This is a genomic window from Halobaculum sp. XH14 (genome assembly GCF_032116555.1).
Classification (GTDB): domain Archaea; phylum Halobacteriota; class Halobacteria; order Halobacteriales; family Haloferacaceae; genus Halorarum; species Halorarum halobium.
This window is the reverse complement of record NZ_CP134949.1, coordinates 288,070-305,260: the sequence shown is the minus strand read 5'-3', so window position 1 is coordinate 305,260 and position 17,191 is coordinate 288,070. Positions and strand designations below refer to the sequence as shown.

General features: G+C 70.9%; 17 protein-coding genes. 10 read left to right on the top strand and 7 right to left on the bottom strand.

The features are described 5' to 3' along the window. Positions 1–25: 25 nt before the first annotated feature. Both RJT50_RS01530 and RJT50_RS01525 read right to left on the bottom strand, forming a co-directional pair. Positions 26–1,390 (bottom strand): TIGR00341 family protein, encoded by a 1,365-nt coding sequence (locus RJT50_RS01530; protein ID WP_313693419.1) that lies wholly within the window; start codon positions 1,388–1,390, stop codon positions 26–28. 47 nt (positions 1,391–1,437) lie between these two features. Next, positions 1,438–2,148 carry a 5-formyltetrahydrofolate cyclo-ligase gene (locus RJT50_RS01525; protein ID WP_313693417.1) on the bottom strand — a complete coding sequence of 237 codons (711 nt, stop codon included), beginning with the start codon at positions 2,146–2,148 and terminating at the stop codon, positions 1,438–1,440. 151 nt (positions 2,149–2,299) lie between these two features. On the opposite strand from RJT50_RS01525, the gene RJT50_RS01520 reads away from it, so the two are divergent. From RJT50_RS01520 to RJT50_RS01495, 6 genes are all read left to right on the top strand, one after another. Then, entirely contained in the window at positions 2,300–3,514 is a 1,215-nt protein-coding gene (locus tag RJT50_RS01520) for a BMP family lipoprotein (protein WP_313693415.1), read from the top strand. Positions 3,515–3,555: 41 nt separating this feature from the next. Beyond that, positions 3,556–5,181 carry an ABC transporter ATP-binding protein gene (locus RJT50_RS01515; protein ID WP_313693414.1) on the top strand — a complete coding sequence of 542 codons (1,626 nt, stop codon included), beginning with the start codon at positions 3,556–3,558 and terminating at the stop codon, positions 5,179–5,181. A gap of 53 nt (positions 5,182–5,234) precedes the next feature. Continuing rightward, positions 5,235–6,311 (top strand): ABC transporter permease, encoded by a 1,077-nt coding sequence (locus RJT50_RS01510; protein ID WP_313695890.1) that lies wholly within the window; start codon positions 5,235–5,237, stop codon positions 6,309–6,311. After that, positions 6,308–7,357 carry an ABC transporter permease gene (locus RJT50_RS01505; RefSeq protein WP_313693413.1) on the top strand — a complete coding sequence of 350 codons (1,050 nt, stop codon included), beginning with the start codon at positions 6,308–6,310 and terminating at the stop codon, positions 7,355–7,357. Before RJT50_RS01510 ends, RJT50_RS01505 begins: the two co-directional genes overlap by 4 nt. Positions 7,358–7,697: 340 nt before the next feature. Further along, complete coding sequence (gene engB, locus RJT50_RS01500; RefSeq protein WP_313693412.1) at positions 7,698–8,321, top strand: GTP-binding protein EngB; 624 nt, start codon at positions 7,698–7,700, stop codon at positions 8,319–8,321. Positions 8,322–8,441: 120 nt separating this feature from the next. Continuing rightward, on the top strand, positions 8,442–8,687 hold the full coding sequence (locus RJT50_RS01495) for a DUF8024 family protein (RefSeq protein ID WP_313693410.1): 246 nt from the start codon (positions 8,442–8,444) through the stop codon (positions 8,685–8,687). 43 nt (positions 8,688–8,730) lie between these two features. Here the strand turns inward: RJT50_RS01495 and RJT50_RS01490 are convergent, their stop codons facing one another. Together RJT50_RS01490 and RJT50_RS01485 are read right to left on the bottom strand one after the other, a co-directional pair. Beyond that, complete coding sequence (locus RJT50_RS01490) at positions 8,731–9,711, bottom strand: 5,10-methylenetetrahydromethanopterin reductase (protein ID WP_313695888.1); 981 nt, start codon at positions 9,709–9,711, stop codon at positions 8,731–8,733. Positions 9,712–9,757: 46 nt separating this feature from the next. Continuing rightward, the gene (locus RJT50_RS01485) at positions 9,758–10,513 is read right to left on the bottom strand and encodes a coenzyme F420-0:L-glutamate ligase (protein WP_313693408.1); all 756 of its coding nucleotides are present in this window, start codon (positions 10,511–10,513) and stop codon (positions 9,758–9,760) included. 173 nt (positions 10,514–10,686) lie between these two features. On the opposite strand from RJT50_RS01485, the gene RJT50_RS01480 reads away from it, so the two are divergent. Then, on the top strand, positions 10,687–10,857 hold the full coding sequence (locus RJT50_RS01480) for a DUF8106 domain-containing protein (protein WP_313693407.1): 171 nt from the start codon (positions 10,687–10,689) through the stop codon (positions 10,855–10,857). A 4-nt stretch (positions 10,858–10,861) separates the two neighbouring features. Here RJT50_RS01480 and RJT50_RS01475 read toward each other — a convergent pair whose 3' ends face one another. Continuing rightward, entirely contained in the window at positions 10,862–11,350 is a 489-nt protein-coding gene (locus RJT50_RS01475; protein ID WP_313693406.1) for a TRAM domain-containing protein, read from the bottom strand. Between the two features lie 135 nt (positions 11,351–11,485). On the opposite strand from RJT50_RS01475, the gene RJT50_RS01470 reads away from it, so the two are divergent. Then, positions 11,486–12,721 (top strand): eIF2B alpha/beta/delta subunit family protein, encoded by a 1,236-nt coding sequence (locus RJT50_RS01470; protein WP_313693405.1) that lies wholly within the window; start codon positions 11,486–11,488, stop codon positions 12,719–12,721. A gap of 17 nt (positions 12,722–12,738) precedes the next feature. On the opposite strand, the gene RJT50_RS01465 is transcribed toward RJT50_RS01470, so the two are convergent. After that, positions 12,739–14,214, bottom strand: a complete 1,476-nt coding sequence (locus tag RJT50_RS01465) for a 3-hydroxy-3-methylglutaryl CoA synthase (RefSeq protein WP_313693403.1) — start codon at positions 14,212–14,214, stop codon at positions 12,739–12,741. Next, positions 14,211–15,392 (bottom strand): thiolase C-terminal domain-containing protein, encoded by a 1,182-nt coding sequence (locus RJT50_RS01460; RefSeq protein ID WP_313693401.1) that lies wholly within the window; start codon positions 15,390–15,392, stop codon positions 14,211–14,213. The genes RJT50_RS01465 and RJT50_RS01460 overlap by 4 nt, the downstream gene beginning before the upstream one ends. 338 nt (positions 15,393–15,730) lie before the next feature. On the opposite strand from RJT50_RS01460, the gene RJT50_RS01455 reads away from it, so the two are divergent. Beyond that, positions 15,731–15,880 carry a hypothetical protein gene (locus RJT50_RS01455; protein ID WP_313693400.1) on the top strand — a complete coding sequence of 50 codons (150 nt, stop codon included), beginning with the start codon at positions 15,731–15,733 and terminating at the stop codon, positions 15,878–15,880. A 401-nt stretch (positions 15,881–16,281) separates the two neighbouring features. Then, positions 16,282–16,950, top strand: coding sequence for an AIM24 family protein (locus RJT50_RS01450; RefSeq protein WP_313693398.1), 669 nt, complete (start codon positions 16,282–16,284; stop codon positions 16,948–16,950). The last annotated feature ends 241 nt before the right edge of the window (positions 16,951–17,191 follow it).

The window sequence follows — 17,191 nt, the reverse complement described above, 5'->3', positions numbered from 1 at the left end:
GCCTAGGGACAAAGAGCGGTTTGTCTCACGCCGGCGCGGTCGAGGTCGTCCCGTTCGCGCTCGGCAGGTCCGTCCCGCCGGCCGTCCGGGCGGTCTCCCGGGGGACGTGCCGAACCGTCACCTCCACCTGCGATTTCGGTCCGAGCCCCAGCGGCGCGCCGGTGTGGTCCGAGAGCCGCGCCGCCAGCGGCCCCGCCAGCGGCTCCGGGTCGCTTCCGAGCGGGTGCGCGACCGTGACCGTGACGGCGGTCGGCTGGCGGAACGGGAAGCTCCCGTAGGTCACCTCCACGTCGACGACCGTCTGTTCGGGCCCGACAAGGTCGCCGGCTTCGGTCTGCACCGTCGATTCGAACTGCGAGCTCTGGTAGGTCGCGACGGTGACGCCCACGAGCACGGTCGTCGAGAGCAGGATGACGGCACCGAGCACCGCGAACCGCTTGACCGTTCGAGTGCGCGCGCCGTCGAACCGGAACAGCGACTCGGGCCGGTAGCCGCGGTACCACAGCACCCCCAGCGCGGCGAAGTTGATGGAGACGAAGTTCACTACGACGAGCATCGCGGCCCCGCTGACGGCGATCGGTTCACCCCACGCGATGCCGATGCCGACGACGGCGGTCGGCGGGACGAGCGCCGCGGCGATCATCACCCCGACGAGCGCCGACGAGACGCCCGAGGAGATCGACAGCGCGCCGGCCACGCCCGCCCCGAGCGCGATGGGCAGTTGCAACACGTCGGGCGCGAGGCGTTCCCGGATCTCGCCGATGGCGAACACCTCCTCGACGTTGTACGGGACGGCGTTGGTGTAGCGGAGCACCGCGGCGAACAGCGCGGCGCTCACGACCGCGAGCAGGCCGCCGACGAGCTGCAGGCGCACGCCGCGCCGGAACAGTTCGTCGTCGTCGACGACCGTCCCGACGCTGGTCGCCATCGCGGGACCGATGAGCGGCGCGATGACCATCGACCCGACCACGACGGCCGGCGAGTCGAGCAGCAGCCCCGCGGTGGCGACGACGGCGCTGATGGTCGTCATGGCGAGGAACGGCGTCCACTCGGGGGCCATCTCGACGGCGCGGGCTTCGAGTTCCTCGCGGGCGATCCGGTTCTCGCTGTCCTCGTCGTCCTCGTACCGCTCCTGGAGCCGCTCGAAGCGCTTCGAGACGACCGTCTCGGCGTCCAGCACGACGGTGTAGGCGTCCCGCTCGATGCCGGCCTCCCGGAGCGTCTCCAGCACCGGCTCGACGGCGGCGGTCGGGAGCGGGAACGAGACGACGGCGGTGTAGTCCCGGCCGCTGGTCTCCTCGGAGAGCACGTAGTCGATGCCCTCCTCGTCGAGCGCGGAGAGCACCGCCTCGCGCTTGCCCGCCGGAACCATCACCTGGACGAGTCGCACGGCGGTACCTCGAAGGCCCACCCCAAAACAGTCCCGCTCGCCCGACGCTATCGCGGTTCGGCGCGAAGTCGCTCCAACACGGGAATCTCGGCCAGCTTCTCCTCGTCCAGCGCGTCCCAGTCGATCCCGGCCGGCCGCGGCCCGCGGTCCGGCCGGATCGTCCGTTCGGGCGTACAGACCAGGTCGAGCGGCACGTCGTGGGCGTCGAGTTCCACGTCGTCGTCGACGACCTGCATCCCGTGGACCGTCGTCGCGACGGTCGTGTCCGAGTCCGCCGCGCCCAGTTCCGTGAGCACCGCGAACTCCAGGTCCGCGAACCCCTCGCCCTTGCCGACGCGCCCGCCCGACTCCGTGACGGCGACGCTGCCCGAGACGATCAGATCGACGTGTGGCACCTCGTCGGGCCCCACGGGCACGCCGTGCTCGGCCGACCCGGACACCGTCGTCGCCTCGTCGACGTCGGGGACCTCCTCGGGCGACAGGCGGAGGAACGGGTGCTCCTCGCGCAGCCGCGGCACGGCCACGTAGACCGTCTTGCCGGCCCGGAGCGCGGCCCGGCGGACCGGAAGCTGTGGGGCGTCCGGGTTGCACTTCAGCGTCCCGGCGTCGGCCCACTCGTCGGTCGCGGTCAGCCGGTCGCGGGCGTCCGCGGCCCCGGCGAAGTTGGGGATTCTGCCGTGTGGCGGGAACGGGAATCGGGCCTCCCCAGACGCCTCCAGCGCGTCCCAGACGCGCTCGCGGAGGGGCTGTTTCTCCATGGACCCCGTCGGGCCGGACGCGGGATAAACGTCGGCGCTCGGCGGGGCCGCCGAACACGGCCGCGGTCTGATATGTATTTATTATGGATTGTGAACGATTATCCAGATTAGAGTAATCTTTTTGTGAGCTACGACTGTCTATGTATCTGAAATGAGTCCTAGTACGGGTTCACGTGACGGAGAAGCCGAATCGAACGGACAGTCCTCCTCGCGGGCGGTGGGTCGGCGGACCGTCCTGTCCTCGGGCGCGGCCGTGGTCGGCGGGACGGCGCTCGCCGGCTGTATGGGCGGCGGCGACGGTGGCGGCGGCGACGGCGGCGGTGGCGGTGATGGCGGCGGGAACGGTGGCGGCGACGGCGGCGACGACACCGAAACCGATTCCGGCGGGGACGGCGGCGGGACGACGAACGTCGCCATCGTCTCCAGCCCGGCCGGCTTCGACGACAACGCGTTCAACGACCTCGCGCTGGAGGGGCTCCAGACCGCGTCCGAGGAGTACGACGTGGAGATCAACCAGGTCGAGGAGACCGAACAGGCCCAGTACCAGTCGACGCAGTCGGAACTGGCCGCGAGCGGCGACTACGACCTCATCGTCCTCGTGTCGTACAACCACACGGAGGCGCTCACCCAGAACGCGGTCGACTACCCCGACCAGAACTGGATGCTGATCAACGACCACGTCGACGAGCCGAACGTGGCCGGCTACACGTGGGCGAACCACGAGATGTCGTATCTCGCGGGCGTCCTCGGCGGCACGATGACGAGCGAGGAGTTCTCCCACGACGACAGCGAGACCGACCCGGGGAGCGCCCAGATCGGCTTCGTCGGCGGCGTCGACGGGTCGCTGATCAACGCGTTCGAGCGCTCGTACGTCGCGGGCGCCGAGTGGGTCAACTCGGACGTCGAGGTCAACGTCGGCTACATCGGCGACTACACCGACACGGACACGGCCGCCGACATCGCCAGCTCCCAGTACGACGACGGCGCGGACATCGTCTACCACGCCGCGGCGGCCGCGGGCCGTGGCGTGTTCGAGGCCGCCCAGGGTAACGGCCGCTTCGCCATCGGCGTCGACGCCGACCAGTCGGTGACGCTGCCGGACTTCCAGGACGTCATCCTCGGCTCCGCGGTGAAGTACATCAACGAGGGGACCCGGGAGGTCGCCGTCGCGGTCGCGGAGGACGACTTCGGCTCGGTCACCGGCGCGAACGTCCTCGGGCTCGAACAGGAGGGCGTCGACTGCGTCATCGGACAGGCGTTCGAGGGGGAGCTCCCCGACGCCGTCGCCACGAACCTCGAGGAGGCAAAGCAGGGCATCACCTCGGGCGACATCAGCGTGCCCTGCACCGCGTCCGGCTGTAACTGACTCCGTCCTCGTCCTCTCCCCCATGACTGCAGCTTTCCATCATGACAGGTAATCCAGGGTCGCAAGCCGTTCGGCTCGACGGGATCACCAAACGGTTCGGCGACGTCGTCGCCAACGACGGGATCGACTTCACGCTCGAGCAGGGCTCGGTCCACGCGCTGCTGGGCGAGAACGGCTCGGGCAAGACGACGCTGATGAGCGTCCTCTACGGGCTGTACGACCAGAATTCGGGCACCATCACGGTCGACGGCGAACCGCGGGCGTTCGACTCCCCGCGCGACGCGATGGACGCGGGCGTCGGCATGATCCACCAGCACTTCCAGCTCGTGGGGCCGATGACCGTCCTCCAGAACGTCATCCTGGGCCACGAGCCGACCGAGAACGGCCTGGTGAACGAGGCCGACGCCCGGGCGGACGTCGAGGCGATCTGTGACCGGTACGGCTTCGACGTCGACGAGCACCTCGACGAACGCGTCGTGGACCTCGACCTGGGCGTGCGCCAGCGCGTCGAGATCGTGAAGAGCCTCTACCGCGGCGCGGAGGTGCTCATCCTCGACGAGCCGACGGCGGTGCTCACGCCCCAGGAGGTCGAGAGCCTGATCGACGTGATGACCGATCTGGCCGCCGACGGCCGGTCGCTCATCTTCATCACGCACAAGCTCGACGAGGCGCTGTCGGTCGCCGACGAGATCACGGTGCTCCGGGACGGCGAGGCCGTCGGCACCGTCGCCGCGGACGGCACCAGCGAGCAGGAGCTCGCCCGGATGATGGTCGGGCGCGAGGTGCTGTTCGACCGCCGGCCGCGCGAGACCGAACCCGGCGACCCGATCCTGACGGCGAACGAGCTTCGGGTCACCGGCGACCGGGGGCTCGAACGGGTCACCGACGTCGATCTCACGGTCCGGGAGGGCGAGATCCTCGGCGTCGCGGGCGTCCAGGGCAACGGCCAGACGGAACTGGTCGAGGCGCTCACCGGGCTCCGGTCGGTCGACTCGGGCAGCGTCAGCTTCGACGGCGCGGACATCACGGGGCTGAGCCGACGCGAACGCATCCGCGCCGGCATCGCGTACATCCCCGAGGACCGCCAGACCGAGGGGCTGGTCCAGGACTACGACCTCGTCCGGAACGCGCTGCTCGGCAACCAGACCGTCGAGCCGTACGTCAGCCGCGGGCTCATCGACTGGCCGGCGGTCCGCGAGCACGCGGAGGGCGTCGTCGACGAGTACGACGTCCAGCCGCCGTCGGTCGAGCCCGAGGCGGCGTCGCTCTCGGGCGGCAACCAGCAGAAGTTCATCGTCGGCCGCGAGATCGAACACGACCCGGACGTGATGGTCGCCTCGCACCCGACCCGCGGGGTCGACATCGGCTCCATCGAGTTCATCCACGACCGCCTGCTCGACCTGCGCGACGATGGGCTCGCGGTGCTGCTCGTCTCCTCGAAACTGGAGGAGATCCGGAAGCTCTCTGACCGCATCGCGGTGATGTACGAGGGCGAGTTCATCGACGTCGTCGACCCCGAGGCCGTGAGCGAGGAGGAACTCGGCCTGCTGATGGCCGGGCGTCGGCTCGACGACGCGGGGGAGACAGAGGGGACAGCCGCCGGGCGCGCGGAGGCGGGAACCGGGGCCGAATCGGCCACCGCCACCGACTCCGAGGTGGAGCAGTGAGCGACGCCGACCCGGTGCGAGTCCGGGCGGTGCTGGACGAGGCCGCGGCCAGAATGCTGGACGCGTCGGCGCTCCAGCGGCTCGGCATCGCGACGGCGTCCACGGCGCTCGCGCTGGCAATCGGGCTGGTCGTCGTCGCCGCGGCCGGCTACGACCCAGCGACGTTCCTGATGGACATGTTCGAGGGCGCGTTCGGGGACCAGAACTCGATCGGGCGGACGCTGAAGTTCACGACCATCTTCATCCTCGTCGGCGTCGCCGTCGCGATCGCGTTCCGCGCCGGCGTGTTCAACATCGGCGTCCAGGGTCAGTTCGTCGTCGGCGGCTTCGCCACCGTCGTCTCCATCCTCCGGCTCGCGCCGCTGTTGCCCGCCGGCACCGTCGGCGGGCTCGCGCTGCTCGTGCTCGGCACGGCGTTCGGCATCGTCGCGGGCGGGCTCTACGCCGCGCTGCCCGGCGTGCTGAAGGCGTACGGCGGCGCGAACGAGATCATCACGACGATCATGCTGAACTTCATCGCGGTGGGCATCGTCGGCTACCTCGTCGAGGGGCCGCTGCGGGGCGAGGGGAACCGCGCGCCCAACACCGCGCGCATCCCCGAGTACGTCCAGCTTCCCGCCGTCGCGTTCGACAGTCCAGACTTCTCGCTCGTCGGGCTGGCGGTCGCGCTCGTCGTCGTCGCCATCGTCTCGGTCGTCATGATCCGGACGCGGTTCGGCTACGACATGGTGACGAGCGGCCACCAGGAGGCGGCCGCGACGTTCTCCGGGGTCGACGCCGGGCGGACCATCGTCTCCACGATGGCGTTCTCGGGGATGGTCGCGGGCGTCGCGGGGGCCGTCTTCGCCATCATGATCCAGGGCTACTACAGCGACCCCGGCGGCGTGGCGACGTACGGCTTCGACGCCATCGCGGTCAGCCTGCTCGCGGCGAACAACCCGCTGGGCGTCGTCCCGGCGGCGCTGCTCTTCGGCGGACTCGACTCGGCGGGGACCCACATCGGCATCAACAGCGACGTCCCGCCGCAACTCATCGACGGGGTCGTTGGGCTCGTCGTCCTGTTCGTCGCCACCCCGGAGCTGTTCCGGATGGCGGCCCGGCGGACCGGCCTCGGGGGTGAGCGCCGATGAGCGTCGCGGGCTACGTCGAGCGGAACCGGCTCGAACTCGGGAGCGCCGTCGCGGTGGTCCTGCTCGCGCTGGTGCTCGCAGTCGCGCTCGATCTGCCGCTCGCGGCCATCGTGACCGTCGGGTTCATCGAGCGCTCGCTCCAGGCGGCCACGCCCATCGCGCTGGCTGCCATCGGCGGGCTGTACGCCGAGAAGAGCGGCGTGTTCAACATCGGCCTGGAGGGGTTCATGATCCTCGGGGCCGCGAACGCGGCGGCGTTCGTCTGGCTGCTCGGCGGCGAGTCGCCGACGCAGGGCGACCTCTGGCTCGCCATCCTCGGCGCGGTGCTGGTGAGCCTGGTGTACACGCTGCTGTTCGCGGTGCTGCTCGTCCGGTACCAGGCCGACCAGATCGTCGCCGGCCTCGCGGTCTGGTTCATCGGGCTCGGCTTCGGGCCGTTCTCGGCGGTGCTGCTCTGGGGCAACCGGAACAGCCCGGGGCTGGTGAGCATGAACGACGTGACGGTGCCGGTGCTCGCGGACCTGCCGCTGCTGGGCCCGGTGCTGTTCGACACCTCGCCGCTGGTGCTGGCGACGGCCGTCGTCGCCGTCCTCGCGTGGGTCGTGCTCTACCGGACCCGGTACGGCTACTGGGTCCAGGCGGCCGGCGAGAACCCCGAGGCGCTCGACACGGCGGGCGTGAGCGTCACGCGCGTCCGGTACGCCGCGGTGATCTTCTCGGGCGCGATGGCCGGGCTGGCCGGCGCAGTGCTGCTCGCACACGCCGGCTCGTTCACCGGCACCGGCGACACGATGGTGAACGGCCGGGGCTGGATCGGCATCGTCGCGTACCTGTTCGGCAACTACAACCCGATCGGCGCGGCCGCCGCGGCGCTGCTGTTCGGCGGGCTGGACATGCTGCAGATCCAGTTCCAGACGGCCGGCATCGAGGTGTCGAACCGGCTGGTGAACCTGTTCCCGTACGTCGCCGTCGTCGTGGTGCTGACGGTTTGGGGCTCGACGCGGATGCCCTCGGCCGTCGGCGAGCCGTACGAGAGCGAGGAGTAGCCGAACTCCCTTTTTCGGTGAGACGTTTTCGATGTGAGTTGCGCGATGGGGAGCAGCCGGCACGGCGCGCGTGACGGCGAGCCCCGCAGGGGCGAGCAGACGCGCGCGAGGGACGAGCAGACGCGCGCGAGGGACGAGCAACCGCAGCCGAACGAGCGCAGCGAGTGAGTGAGGAGCACAGGAGGTTGGGGAGGGTGAGGTGCAGTGTGGGTGGGACTGAACGGGACCGCGGGGGCTTTCGAGGCTATCGTCACCTCACCAAACTCTACGACTACAGCAGAGACCCACCAGACAGAGCCCGGCCACACCCCTTAACCGCCCACTCGTCCAACCCGAAGCCATGACCTTCGAGGGACGACCCGACCGCGACGCCGAGGTGGTGCTCGTCGGCCGGTCGAACGTCGGGAAGTCCACGCTGATGCGCGAACTCACGGGCCACGACTTCACGACGGGCAGGAAGCCAGGCGTCACCCGGCAGCCGAACCACTACGACTGGGCGCCCGAGGGGTTCATGTTCACCGACCTCCCCGGCTTCGGGTTCATGTCCGGCGTCGAGGAGGAACACCGGGAGGCGATCAAGACCGACGTGGTGCGGTACGTCGAGGCGAACGCCGAGCACATCCTCGCCGGCGTGCTGGTCGTCGACGGCAAGAGCGTGATCGACATCATCGACCGGCACACGAACGAGGAGGAGATTCCCCACGACGTGGAGCTGTTCCACTTCCTGCAGGACGTCGACGTCCCGCCGGTCGTGGCGGTCAACAAGATGGACAAGGTGGATGACCGGGACGAGCGGCTGGACGAGCTGTGCGACCGGCTGGGGCTGTACCCGCCGTGGCAGCAGTGGGACCACATCGTCGCGCCCGTCTCCGCCAAGCGCGGGAGCGTCGAACCGCTGCTCGAGGTGCTGCGCGAGCGGTTCGGGGAGGCGAAGCGGGACGACCTGCTGAAGTTCGTTTCCTGAACGCCGGACGGGTTCGGGTCGACGTGATGGACCCCTCGGAGCCGGTTCGACGGATTCGACGCGACCCCGAACGTCCACGCGAACGCCAACGCTCAAGCACCGCCACACACAAGCGCCCCCATGGTCACGGTCACGGAGTTCCTCACGGAACTGGGCAGGAGCATCGTCGGCATGGGGGAGATCATCGGGCTCGACGTCGCGCTCGCGGATCCGCTCTCGCTGATCTCGGTGCTCGTCGGCGGGCTGTTCATGGCGGCCAGCGTCGGCGTCCTCGGCTACCTCGCGCTCGGCGCGTTCGTCCGGGAACTCGGCGTCAACGTCGCGTCCCCCGGCAGCGGTCCGCGCGACGCGCCGCCGCGACGCTGAACCGCCGCCCTCTTTAACGGGACTGACCTCGAGCCGAGCGCGGCTACGGGGCCGCCTCGGCGGCCAGCCGGATCCCCTCCGCCAGGTCCGGACCGATCGGCGAGCCGACGACCAGCGAGTTAGCCTCCGCCAGCACCGCTCTCATCTCCCTCCCCACCTCGTCGGGCGTGCCGGCGATGCAGAACGCCTCCAGCATCGCCGGCGTCACGGCCGCGAACGCCTCCGAGAACTCCCCGGCCGCGATGGCGTCGCCGATCCGCGCGGCGCGCTCGGGGTCGATGTCGTGCCGGTCCAGCACCGGCGGCGCGGCCCCGGCCGTGATGTACGCGACCGGCGGGCGGGCGGCGTCCCTGGCCGCCTCGCCGTCGGCGGAGACCGACACCGAGGCGTACGCCGCGAGGTCGAACGCGTCGGCGTCGACGCCGTCCGAGCGCTCCGCGAGCCCCTCGTCCACGCGCTCGCGGGCCCAGGCCAGGTCGTCTGGGTGCGAGCCGTTGAACAGCAGGCCGTCGGCCCGCTTGCCGGCCATCCGGCACATGTGGGGCCCCTCGCCGCCGACGTAGGCCGGGATGGCCGCGCCCTGGGGCGGTTCGTAGTTGAGCCCCGCGTCGTCGGCGTCGAACGTGCTCGCGCCGTCGACGCGCTCGCCCGCCCAGAGGTCCCGCGCGACCTCGAACGCCTCCAGCACGGGGCGGAGGCCGCGCTCCTCGGCGAGGCCGAGGTTCCGCAGCGAGGACGGGTCGCCGGGGCCGACGCCGTACACGGCGCGGCCGCCCGAGGACTCGTCGAGCGTGGCGACCCGGGAGGCGAGCGTGACGGGGTGGGTTTCGAGGGGGTTGACGACGCCGGGGCCGAGTCGGACCGCGTCGGTCTCGGCGGCGATACGGGCGAGCGCCTGGAACGCGTCCCGGTTGTTGTAGTGGTGCGAGACGAACACCGCGTCGAACCCCGCGTCCTCGGCCGTCGTACCCAGGTCGACGAGGCGCTCGACGGGGTGTTCGGGCGTGAGTTCGAGGCCGAACATTCCGCCGCCCCGCGAGGCGACGGCCGCGCCGGAGGACGGGTCGTCCTCACCCATCGAACTCCCACCCCTGCAGCGCCTGCCGCACGAAGTCGCCCTCGACCGCGCGGAAGTGCTCGTCGCTGCCGCCGTGTGCGCCCCACTCGAAGTCGCGGACGACGACGACCGGGGTGCCGCCGTCGCCCTCGCCCGCGAGGAGGTTCGCGGCGGCCGCGAGTTCGTCCACGACGTTCTCGACGGTGACGCCGAGTTCGCGCCCGTCGCGGTCCGTCTCGCCGCGCCAGTCGCGGGAGGCGTGCATGCCGGCCCAGCCGACGGCGACGCCGCGCTGGCCGTGCCGGAACGGCCGGCCGCAGGTGTCGGTGACGATCACGCGATCGACCGGCAGCCCCTCGCGGATCCGCTCGGCCGACTCAGTCGGATCCTCGGGGAGGAGCAGCAGGTCACCCGCCGGGACGTTCGAGCGGTCGATGCCGGCGTTGACTCCGACGTGGCCGAAGCGTGTCGCCGTGAGGAGGAACGGGGCTTCCAGCAGCAGCTCGTCGGACTCCTCCAGGACGGCCTGGGCGAACCGGGGGTCCTTCTCCTCGCCCGAGATCGCTTCGAGCCGGGACGCGATCCCCCTGGCCCGCTCCGAGGGCGGGAAGTCGTCGAGGTCGAACGTCCGCCCCTCGGCCTTCGAGACGACGGTGGAGGCGACACAGACCACGTCGTCCGGGCGGAGGTCGACCCGGTCGCGGATCGCGGCCGCGAGGTCCTCGCCCTCCCGAATCTCGGGGAGGTCGGGGACGGCGAACAGTTCCATATCGGGCGGTCGTGCGTCGGTGGCAAAAGGTCGCCGGTGGTGGTACGGCTGTCCGGTGTCTAGCGGTGCCGGCGTGATCGACGCCGAAACTGGACGCCCGGTCACGTCACCGTCCGGGTCCCCGGCAGCGGCGCTGACGTACTGTTTTCACTCGGGAGCCCGAACCGTGGAGTATGGCCCGAAACCAACCCGAAACGGCGCAGTTACAGTGTCTCCAGTGCGGGTTCGAGGCACCCGCCGGCGAGGACTGGGAGCGGGTCGACCACCCGCCGCTCGGCACGCTCACGCAGTGTCCCGAGTGTGGCAGCACGAACATCCACAGTCGGTTCGAGCCCGAGGCCTGACCGGCTACACGTAGTAGTCCTTGCGCTCGAGGACCTCGCCGAACGCGACGTTCGTCCGGACGTTCGTGATCTCGATGGTCACCCGCTCGCCCTCCTCCGTGTCGGGGACGATGACGACGAAGCCGCGCTCGACGCGCGCGATGCCGTCGCCCTGCTCGCCGATCCCCTCGATGTCGACCGTCCGCTCGTCGCCCTCCTCGACCGGCGGTTCGAGTCCGCCGCTTGCCCCGTCCCGTCCGCCGGCTGCCGCACCGTCCGCGCGGCCCTCGTCCGACTCGGCCCCCGGACCGCCGTTCGACTGCGCGCCGTCGCTCCCGCGCTCGGACGCGGCCGTCGACTGCTGCTCGGTGCTGAGGATCGCCACGCGGACCACCTCACCCGGCCGGAGGACGCCGTTCTCGAGTTCGCGTTTCGGGACCTCGACGGTGTAGGTGTCGCCCGCCTCGTCCAGTTCGGCGCTGAAAACGCACTTGAGTTCGTCCGAAAGTTCCATAGAGACTCAGTCTTCGGCATCTCGAAGCAGATGTCCTTGAGTCTGCCGGTGGGTGGGCGCGATGCAAACGGGCGCTGCTGCCGCGAGCGGACGCTCGCCGCAACCTTCGTGACGACGGCGACCGGACCGACTGACATGGCCCACGTCGTCACCGCCTTCCTCCGGAACCGCGGCGAGGTGCTGCTGGTCCGCCGGGGCGACGCGGTCGGCACCTACCGCGGGCAGTGGGGCGGCGTCTCCGGCTACGTCGAGGACGACACGGACGACCCGCTCGCGGACGCGTGCCGCGAGGTCGAGGAGGAAGTCGGCGTCGAGGGGTCGGCCCTGACGCTCGTCCGCGCCGGCGACCCGGTAGCGGTAGACGACGCCGAGGGGACGTTCACCGTCCACCCGTTCCTGTTCGAGTGCGCGACGCGCGAGGTGACGAAAAACGAGGAACTCGCGGCCCACGAGTGGGTGCCCGCGACGGCCATGCTGGGGCGCGAGACGGTGCCGAAGCTCTGGGCGGCGTACCGCGCGGTCGGCCCGACCCTCGAGACGGTCCGGGACGACGACACGCACGGCTCCTCGGACGTCTCCGTCCGTGCGCTGGAGGCGCTGCGCGACGAGGCGGCCGTCGCCGAGTCGTGGGACGCCGTCGCCGACGCCGCGCGGGCCCTCCGGGACGCGCGGCCGGGGATGGCAGCGCTCTCGAACCGCGTGAACCGCGTCGTGGCCGGTGCCGAGCGGACGCCCGCGGCGGTCCGCGACCGCGCCATCGCGGCCGTCGAGGCCGCCGTGAACGCCGACGAGGCCGCGGCAACCGAGGCGGCGACGCTGCTCGACGGTGCAGTTCTCACGCTCTCGCGATCGGGCACCGTCGCCGCGGCGCTCGCCGACCACGACGAACGAGTGTTCGTCGCCGAATCGCGCCCGGGCGGCGAGGGGCGCGACGTCGCGGCGGAGCTGGCCGCGGCCGACCGGGAGGTGACGCTGCTGCCCAACGCCGCCGTCCCCGCCGTGCTGGCCGAGGACGTGGTCGACGCGGCGCTCGTCGGCGCCGACACGGTGTTCCCGGACGGCGACGTGGCGAACAAGGTCGGGACGCGGGGGCTGGCGCTCGCGGCCGCCCGCGAGGGCGTCCCCTGCTACGCCGTGACCGCCCGGGACAAGATTTCGGGCACCGACTCGTTCCATCCCGGGTCGGCCGGGTTCGATGTCCCGGCAGGGGTCGAGTCGTTCGCCCCGCTGTTCGACCGGACACCCTCGAACCTGGTCACCGTCGTCACCGAGGACGGCCCGCTCGACGTCGACGCCGTCGCTGCCGTGGCCGAGGAACACCGCGCGCTCGCGGGGTGGGACGAGGAAACCTGGGACGACGACACCCACTGATTCGTCGTCACCGTCGGCTATCCCGTCGGCTTGAACTTCGCGCCGTACCGCGGGACGCCCTCCTGGTCGTAGATCCGACGGACGGTCCGGCGGACCGAGTCGCCCACCTCGACGGCGTCGGGGTCGCAGTCGGTCACCTGGGCGGGCAGCACCACCGACCCGTCCGCCTCGCTCGCGGGGAGTCGGACGAGGACCGCCGCGTAGTCGCCCTCGCGGCGCTGGAGGGCGACGAACTCCGGGGGCGCGCCGCCCTGGCCGATGACCGTCCGCGCCTCGACGGTCCCCTCCCGGGAGAGCGACACCCGCTCGTACTCGACCCGCTCGTGACAGCCCCCGCAGGCGCCCTCGCCCGGGAACGAGAGCGTCCCGCACTCGGGACAGCGCCCGGCGGTCAGCGCGTAGCGGGCGTCGAGCGTCCGCCGCCAGTTCGGCAGCGAGACGTTCGCGCCGCCCCCGGCGACCTCGCCGTCGCCGAGGCGACCGCGCTTGCGGAGGGACTCGGCGTACTCGACGGCGACGCCGTCGTCGAAGTCGGTCCCGGCCACCGCGTCGAGTTCGCCGGCGAACGAGAACGCGACGGCGCTCCCGCCGCTCCCGAAGAACGCCGCGAGGACGGGGCCGTCGCCCGGGGTCGAAAGCGCCTCGACGAGGCCCATCGGAACCGTCGCCGCCCCCGCGTCGCCGACGCGGTCCGCGACCAGTCCCGCCGAGACGGCGTCCGCGGGGACGACGTCCCCGTCCGCGATGCGGGACGGCATCGACCCGTTCGGCTGGTGGACCGCCGCGGCGCGGATTTCGTCCGGGTCGACGTCAAGGTCGGCGATGGCCCGGCGGGTCGTCTCGCGGGTCGCCGCGCGCTCGTACCCGGTCACGTCGAGCGAGTCGAGGTCGGTCGCGCCGCGCTCCCGGAACCGGATGCCGGGCGACTCGTCGGTCGCGGCCGCGACCGCCTCGCAGGGGACGAGGGCGTCGTCGGCGACGAGGAACGCCGCGGCGCCCGCGCCGAACGCGTGGCCCTCGCCGGCCGGGTCACCCTCCGGCGCGTCCGCGACGACCGCGAGCGCCGGGCCGTCGGCGTCGAGAGCGGTCTGGATGGCGTCCGCGCCCGCTGCGGTGCTCCCGCCGTGCTCCCACGTCCGGCAGGAGTCCGGGAGGCCGAGCGCCCGGACGAGTCGCGGCCCGAGTTGCTCCTCCTCCAGCGGCGGCGTCGTGGTGGCGAACGCGAGCGTCCCGACCTCGTCGGGCGCGACCGACGCCGAGTCCGGCGAATCGGGCGACGTTCCGGTCGCGGTGTTCGCCTCGAACGCCCGTTCCGCCGCCGCGACGCCCATCGTCACGGCATCCTCGTCGCCCGCCGGGACGGCGGTCGTGTCGATGCCGCGGCCCTCGAAACTGCCCCACGCGTCCGCGACCGTCTCGGCGGGGAGTCTGGCGCGGGGGACGTAGACCCCGGCCGCGAGGATGCCGCGTTCGGCGTCGGCATCGGGATTCACGCGTCCACCTCCGCGGCCCGCTCGAACACGTGGACGGTGACGCCGCCGCCGGAGCCGCCGACGTTGTGGGCCAGCCCGCGGACCGGGTCCGCGACCTGCACCGCGGCCTCGCCGCGGAGCTGCTTGAACGCCTCGACCGCCTGTCCTGTGCCGGTCGCGCCGATGGGGTGGCCCTTCGATTTCAGCCCGCCGGAGGTGTTGACGGGGAGGTCGCCGTCCGGGTCGGTCCGCCCCTCGCGGAGCAGTCGACCGGACTCGCCCGGATCACAGAAGCCGAGGTCCTCGTATGCGAGCAGTTCGGCGATTGCGAAGCAGTCGTGGACCTCCGCGAAGTCGAGGTCCCCGGCCGGGTCGTCGATGCCGGCCGCCCCGTAGGCCCGCTCGGCGGCCGTCCGGGTCGCTGGAATCGACGCCAGGCCGGGGCGCTGGAACAGACCGACCCGGCCGCTGGCGGCGCCGACGCCGGCGACGCGGACGGGGTCGTCGCTCAGTTCCCGGGCGACGTCCCCGCTCGCGACGAGCACCGCGCTCGCGCCGTCGGTCGTCGGACAGCAGTGATAGAGGTTCAGCGGGTCGGCGACCGCGGGGGCGTCCATGGCGTCCTCCAGCGAACACTCGAAGCCGAGGTGGGCGTCGGGGTTCTCGGCGCCGTTGGCGTGGTTCTTGACGGCGACCCGGGAGAGGTCCTCCGTCGTCGTCCCGTACTCGTTCATGTGGGCGCTGGCCATCTGGGCGTAGACGCCGGCGAACGTCGTCCCGGAGAGGCGCTCCCACTCGGTCTCGCCGGAGACGCCGAGCCACCACTTCGTCCGGTCGGCGCTGGTGTCGGTCATCACCTCGTAGCCGCCCGCGAGGACGAGGTCGGCCATCCCGGCCCGGACGGCCGCGACGGCGCTCCGGAGCGCGTAGCCGCTGGACGCGCAGGCGTTCTCGACACGCGTCGTCGGAATCGCGTGGAGGCCGACGTGCTCGGTGACGGCGGGCGCGCTCAGCCCGATCTGTCTCCCGCCGACGCCGAGCGTGCCGAGGAACGCCTCGTCGATCCGGTCGGGGTCGAGGTCGCCGTCGACGCTCGCGAGCGCCCGGTCGAACGCCGTGTCGAACAGCGAGCGGTACGTCTCGTCCGGGAACGACCCGAACGGCGACTGCCCGGCCCCGACGAGGTACGCGTCGGTCATCGTTGTCCGATGGGGGTGGGTGCGTAGAAAAGCGTGTGGAAGGTGCGGGCCGTATTCCGGGCTGGCTGGGAACCGGGCGTCGAGGGCGGCGCTCCTCAAAGCGGGGTTTTTACGTCTCGGTTGCGGAGTTCGTCCCGGTGGCGATGACGAACGTTACCCCCGCCGAGCCCCTCGTGACGATGAAGTTCACCCGAGCCACCATCTCACGTTCCGGAAGCCCTCGCGAGAGGGTGCTTCAGTTCTGAAACCAGCGAACCTTCAAACGCGGGTCGAGGTGAGATGGCCCCTCGGTAGACGTGCGAAGTTAGCTTTATCCCGTCAGGAACCTAATAAAACGGATGATGAACGACGACACAGGGTATGAACAGCACTCTCACTCCAAACACCGAGGTGAACAGCTACAGAAGGATGATGAAAGCGGGAGTCGCTGGTTTCTCCTTCTCCTACTCCTGGTGATAGCCGTCTTCGTAGTTCTGTTCATCCTGTGAGTTGGACTGGACGTGAAGTCGTTCACCTGTCCCTGACGATACCCGCGTTACCTGCGCTGAGGATGCAGCCCGTGCGTCTCACTCGCCGTCGTTTCCGGCAGTCGTTCCAGTAGTAGATGCTGTGTTTGCCCCGCCGAACCCCTTCTGAGGAAGGCTTTCTCCGAGCCACCACCTCACGTTCCGGACGTCCTCGTGGTCCGGCCGACGTCGAGTTCCGCCCCGGCGACTCCCGGCCACTGGCTTGCCAGTGATCGCCGCCCGGGAGGGCATCCGGCCGGACGGGTCCACGACACGTCGACGGGGTCACGACGCGGGATCGACGTCTCACCGTTCGAGGACAATTTTATCACACGATCGGACCACTTTCGGGTGAGTCGAATTCGACTCGGCTCATGGTTCCCATGGAATTAGCGGAATTCGCGCGCTCCAACGCGCCCGAGGAAGGCGGTACAGGGTTTCGGAAAGAGAACAACAGGCTGCTCGACGTCCCGCTCGATGGCACCGTGATGGTGAAGGCCGGGTCGATGATCGCGTACACCGGCGACGTGACGTTCACCGGGAAGTCGTCGGCCGAAGGTGGCATCACCGGCTTCGTGAAGGAGGCGGTGAGCAGCGAGGGGACGCCCGTCATGGAAGCCGAGGGAAGCGGACGTCTCTACGTCGCAGAACAGAGCAAGAAAGTCCAGGTGCTCGACCTCGACCGCGACGAGTCCATCTCGATCAACGGGACCGACATCCTCGCGTTCGAGTCCACGGTCGACTACGAGATCAGCACGATCGGCAGCCTCTCGGGTGCTGCGGCCGGCGGCCTGACGAACGTTTACCTCACCGGTCCCGGTCAGGTCGCGATCTCGACGCACGGGGACCCGCTCGTGATAACGCCGCCGGTACGCACGGACCCGGACGCGACCGTCGCGTGGAGCGCGAACCTCTCGCCGTCCATCGCCCGGAACAAGACGTTCGAGATCGGCCAGACCTCCGGGGAAGCGATGCAGATGGAGTTCACCGGCTCGGACGGGTTCGTCGTCATCCAGCCCCACGAGGAGGGCGGCCAGCGGCAAGGCCAGTAGCTGAAGGCGTCGCGCCCGGCGGGTCCCGCGTTCTCGCGGTGAGGACGGGGACCCGTTCGGTTCACTCGCCACCGGTTCCCGGCAGTCGGTCTCACGGCAGGTGGCGTATTCGGCCCGCTGTGCCCCCGGTGAGGCGACTCATCCGGGCCACCACATCCACGTCGGAGCCGAAAGACGGTATCCCCCGTTTCCTCACCAATCGAACGCGTGTTTTCACGCCGCCAGTCGCCGGCCGACCAGC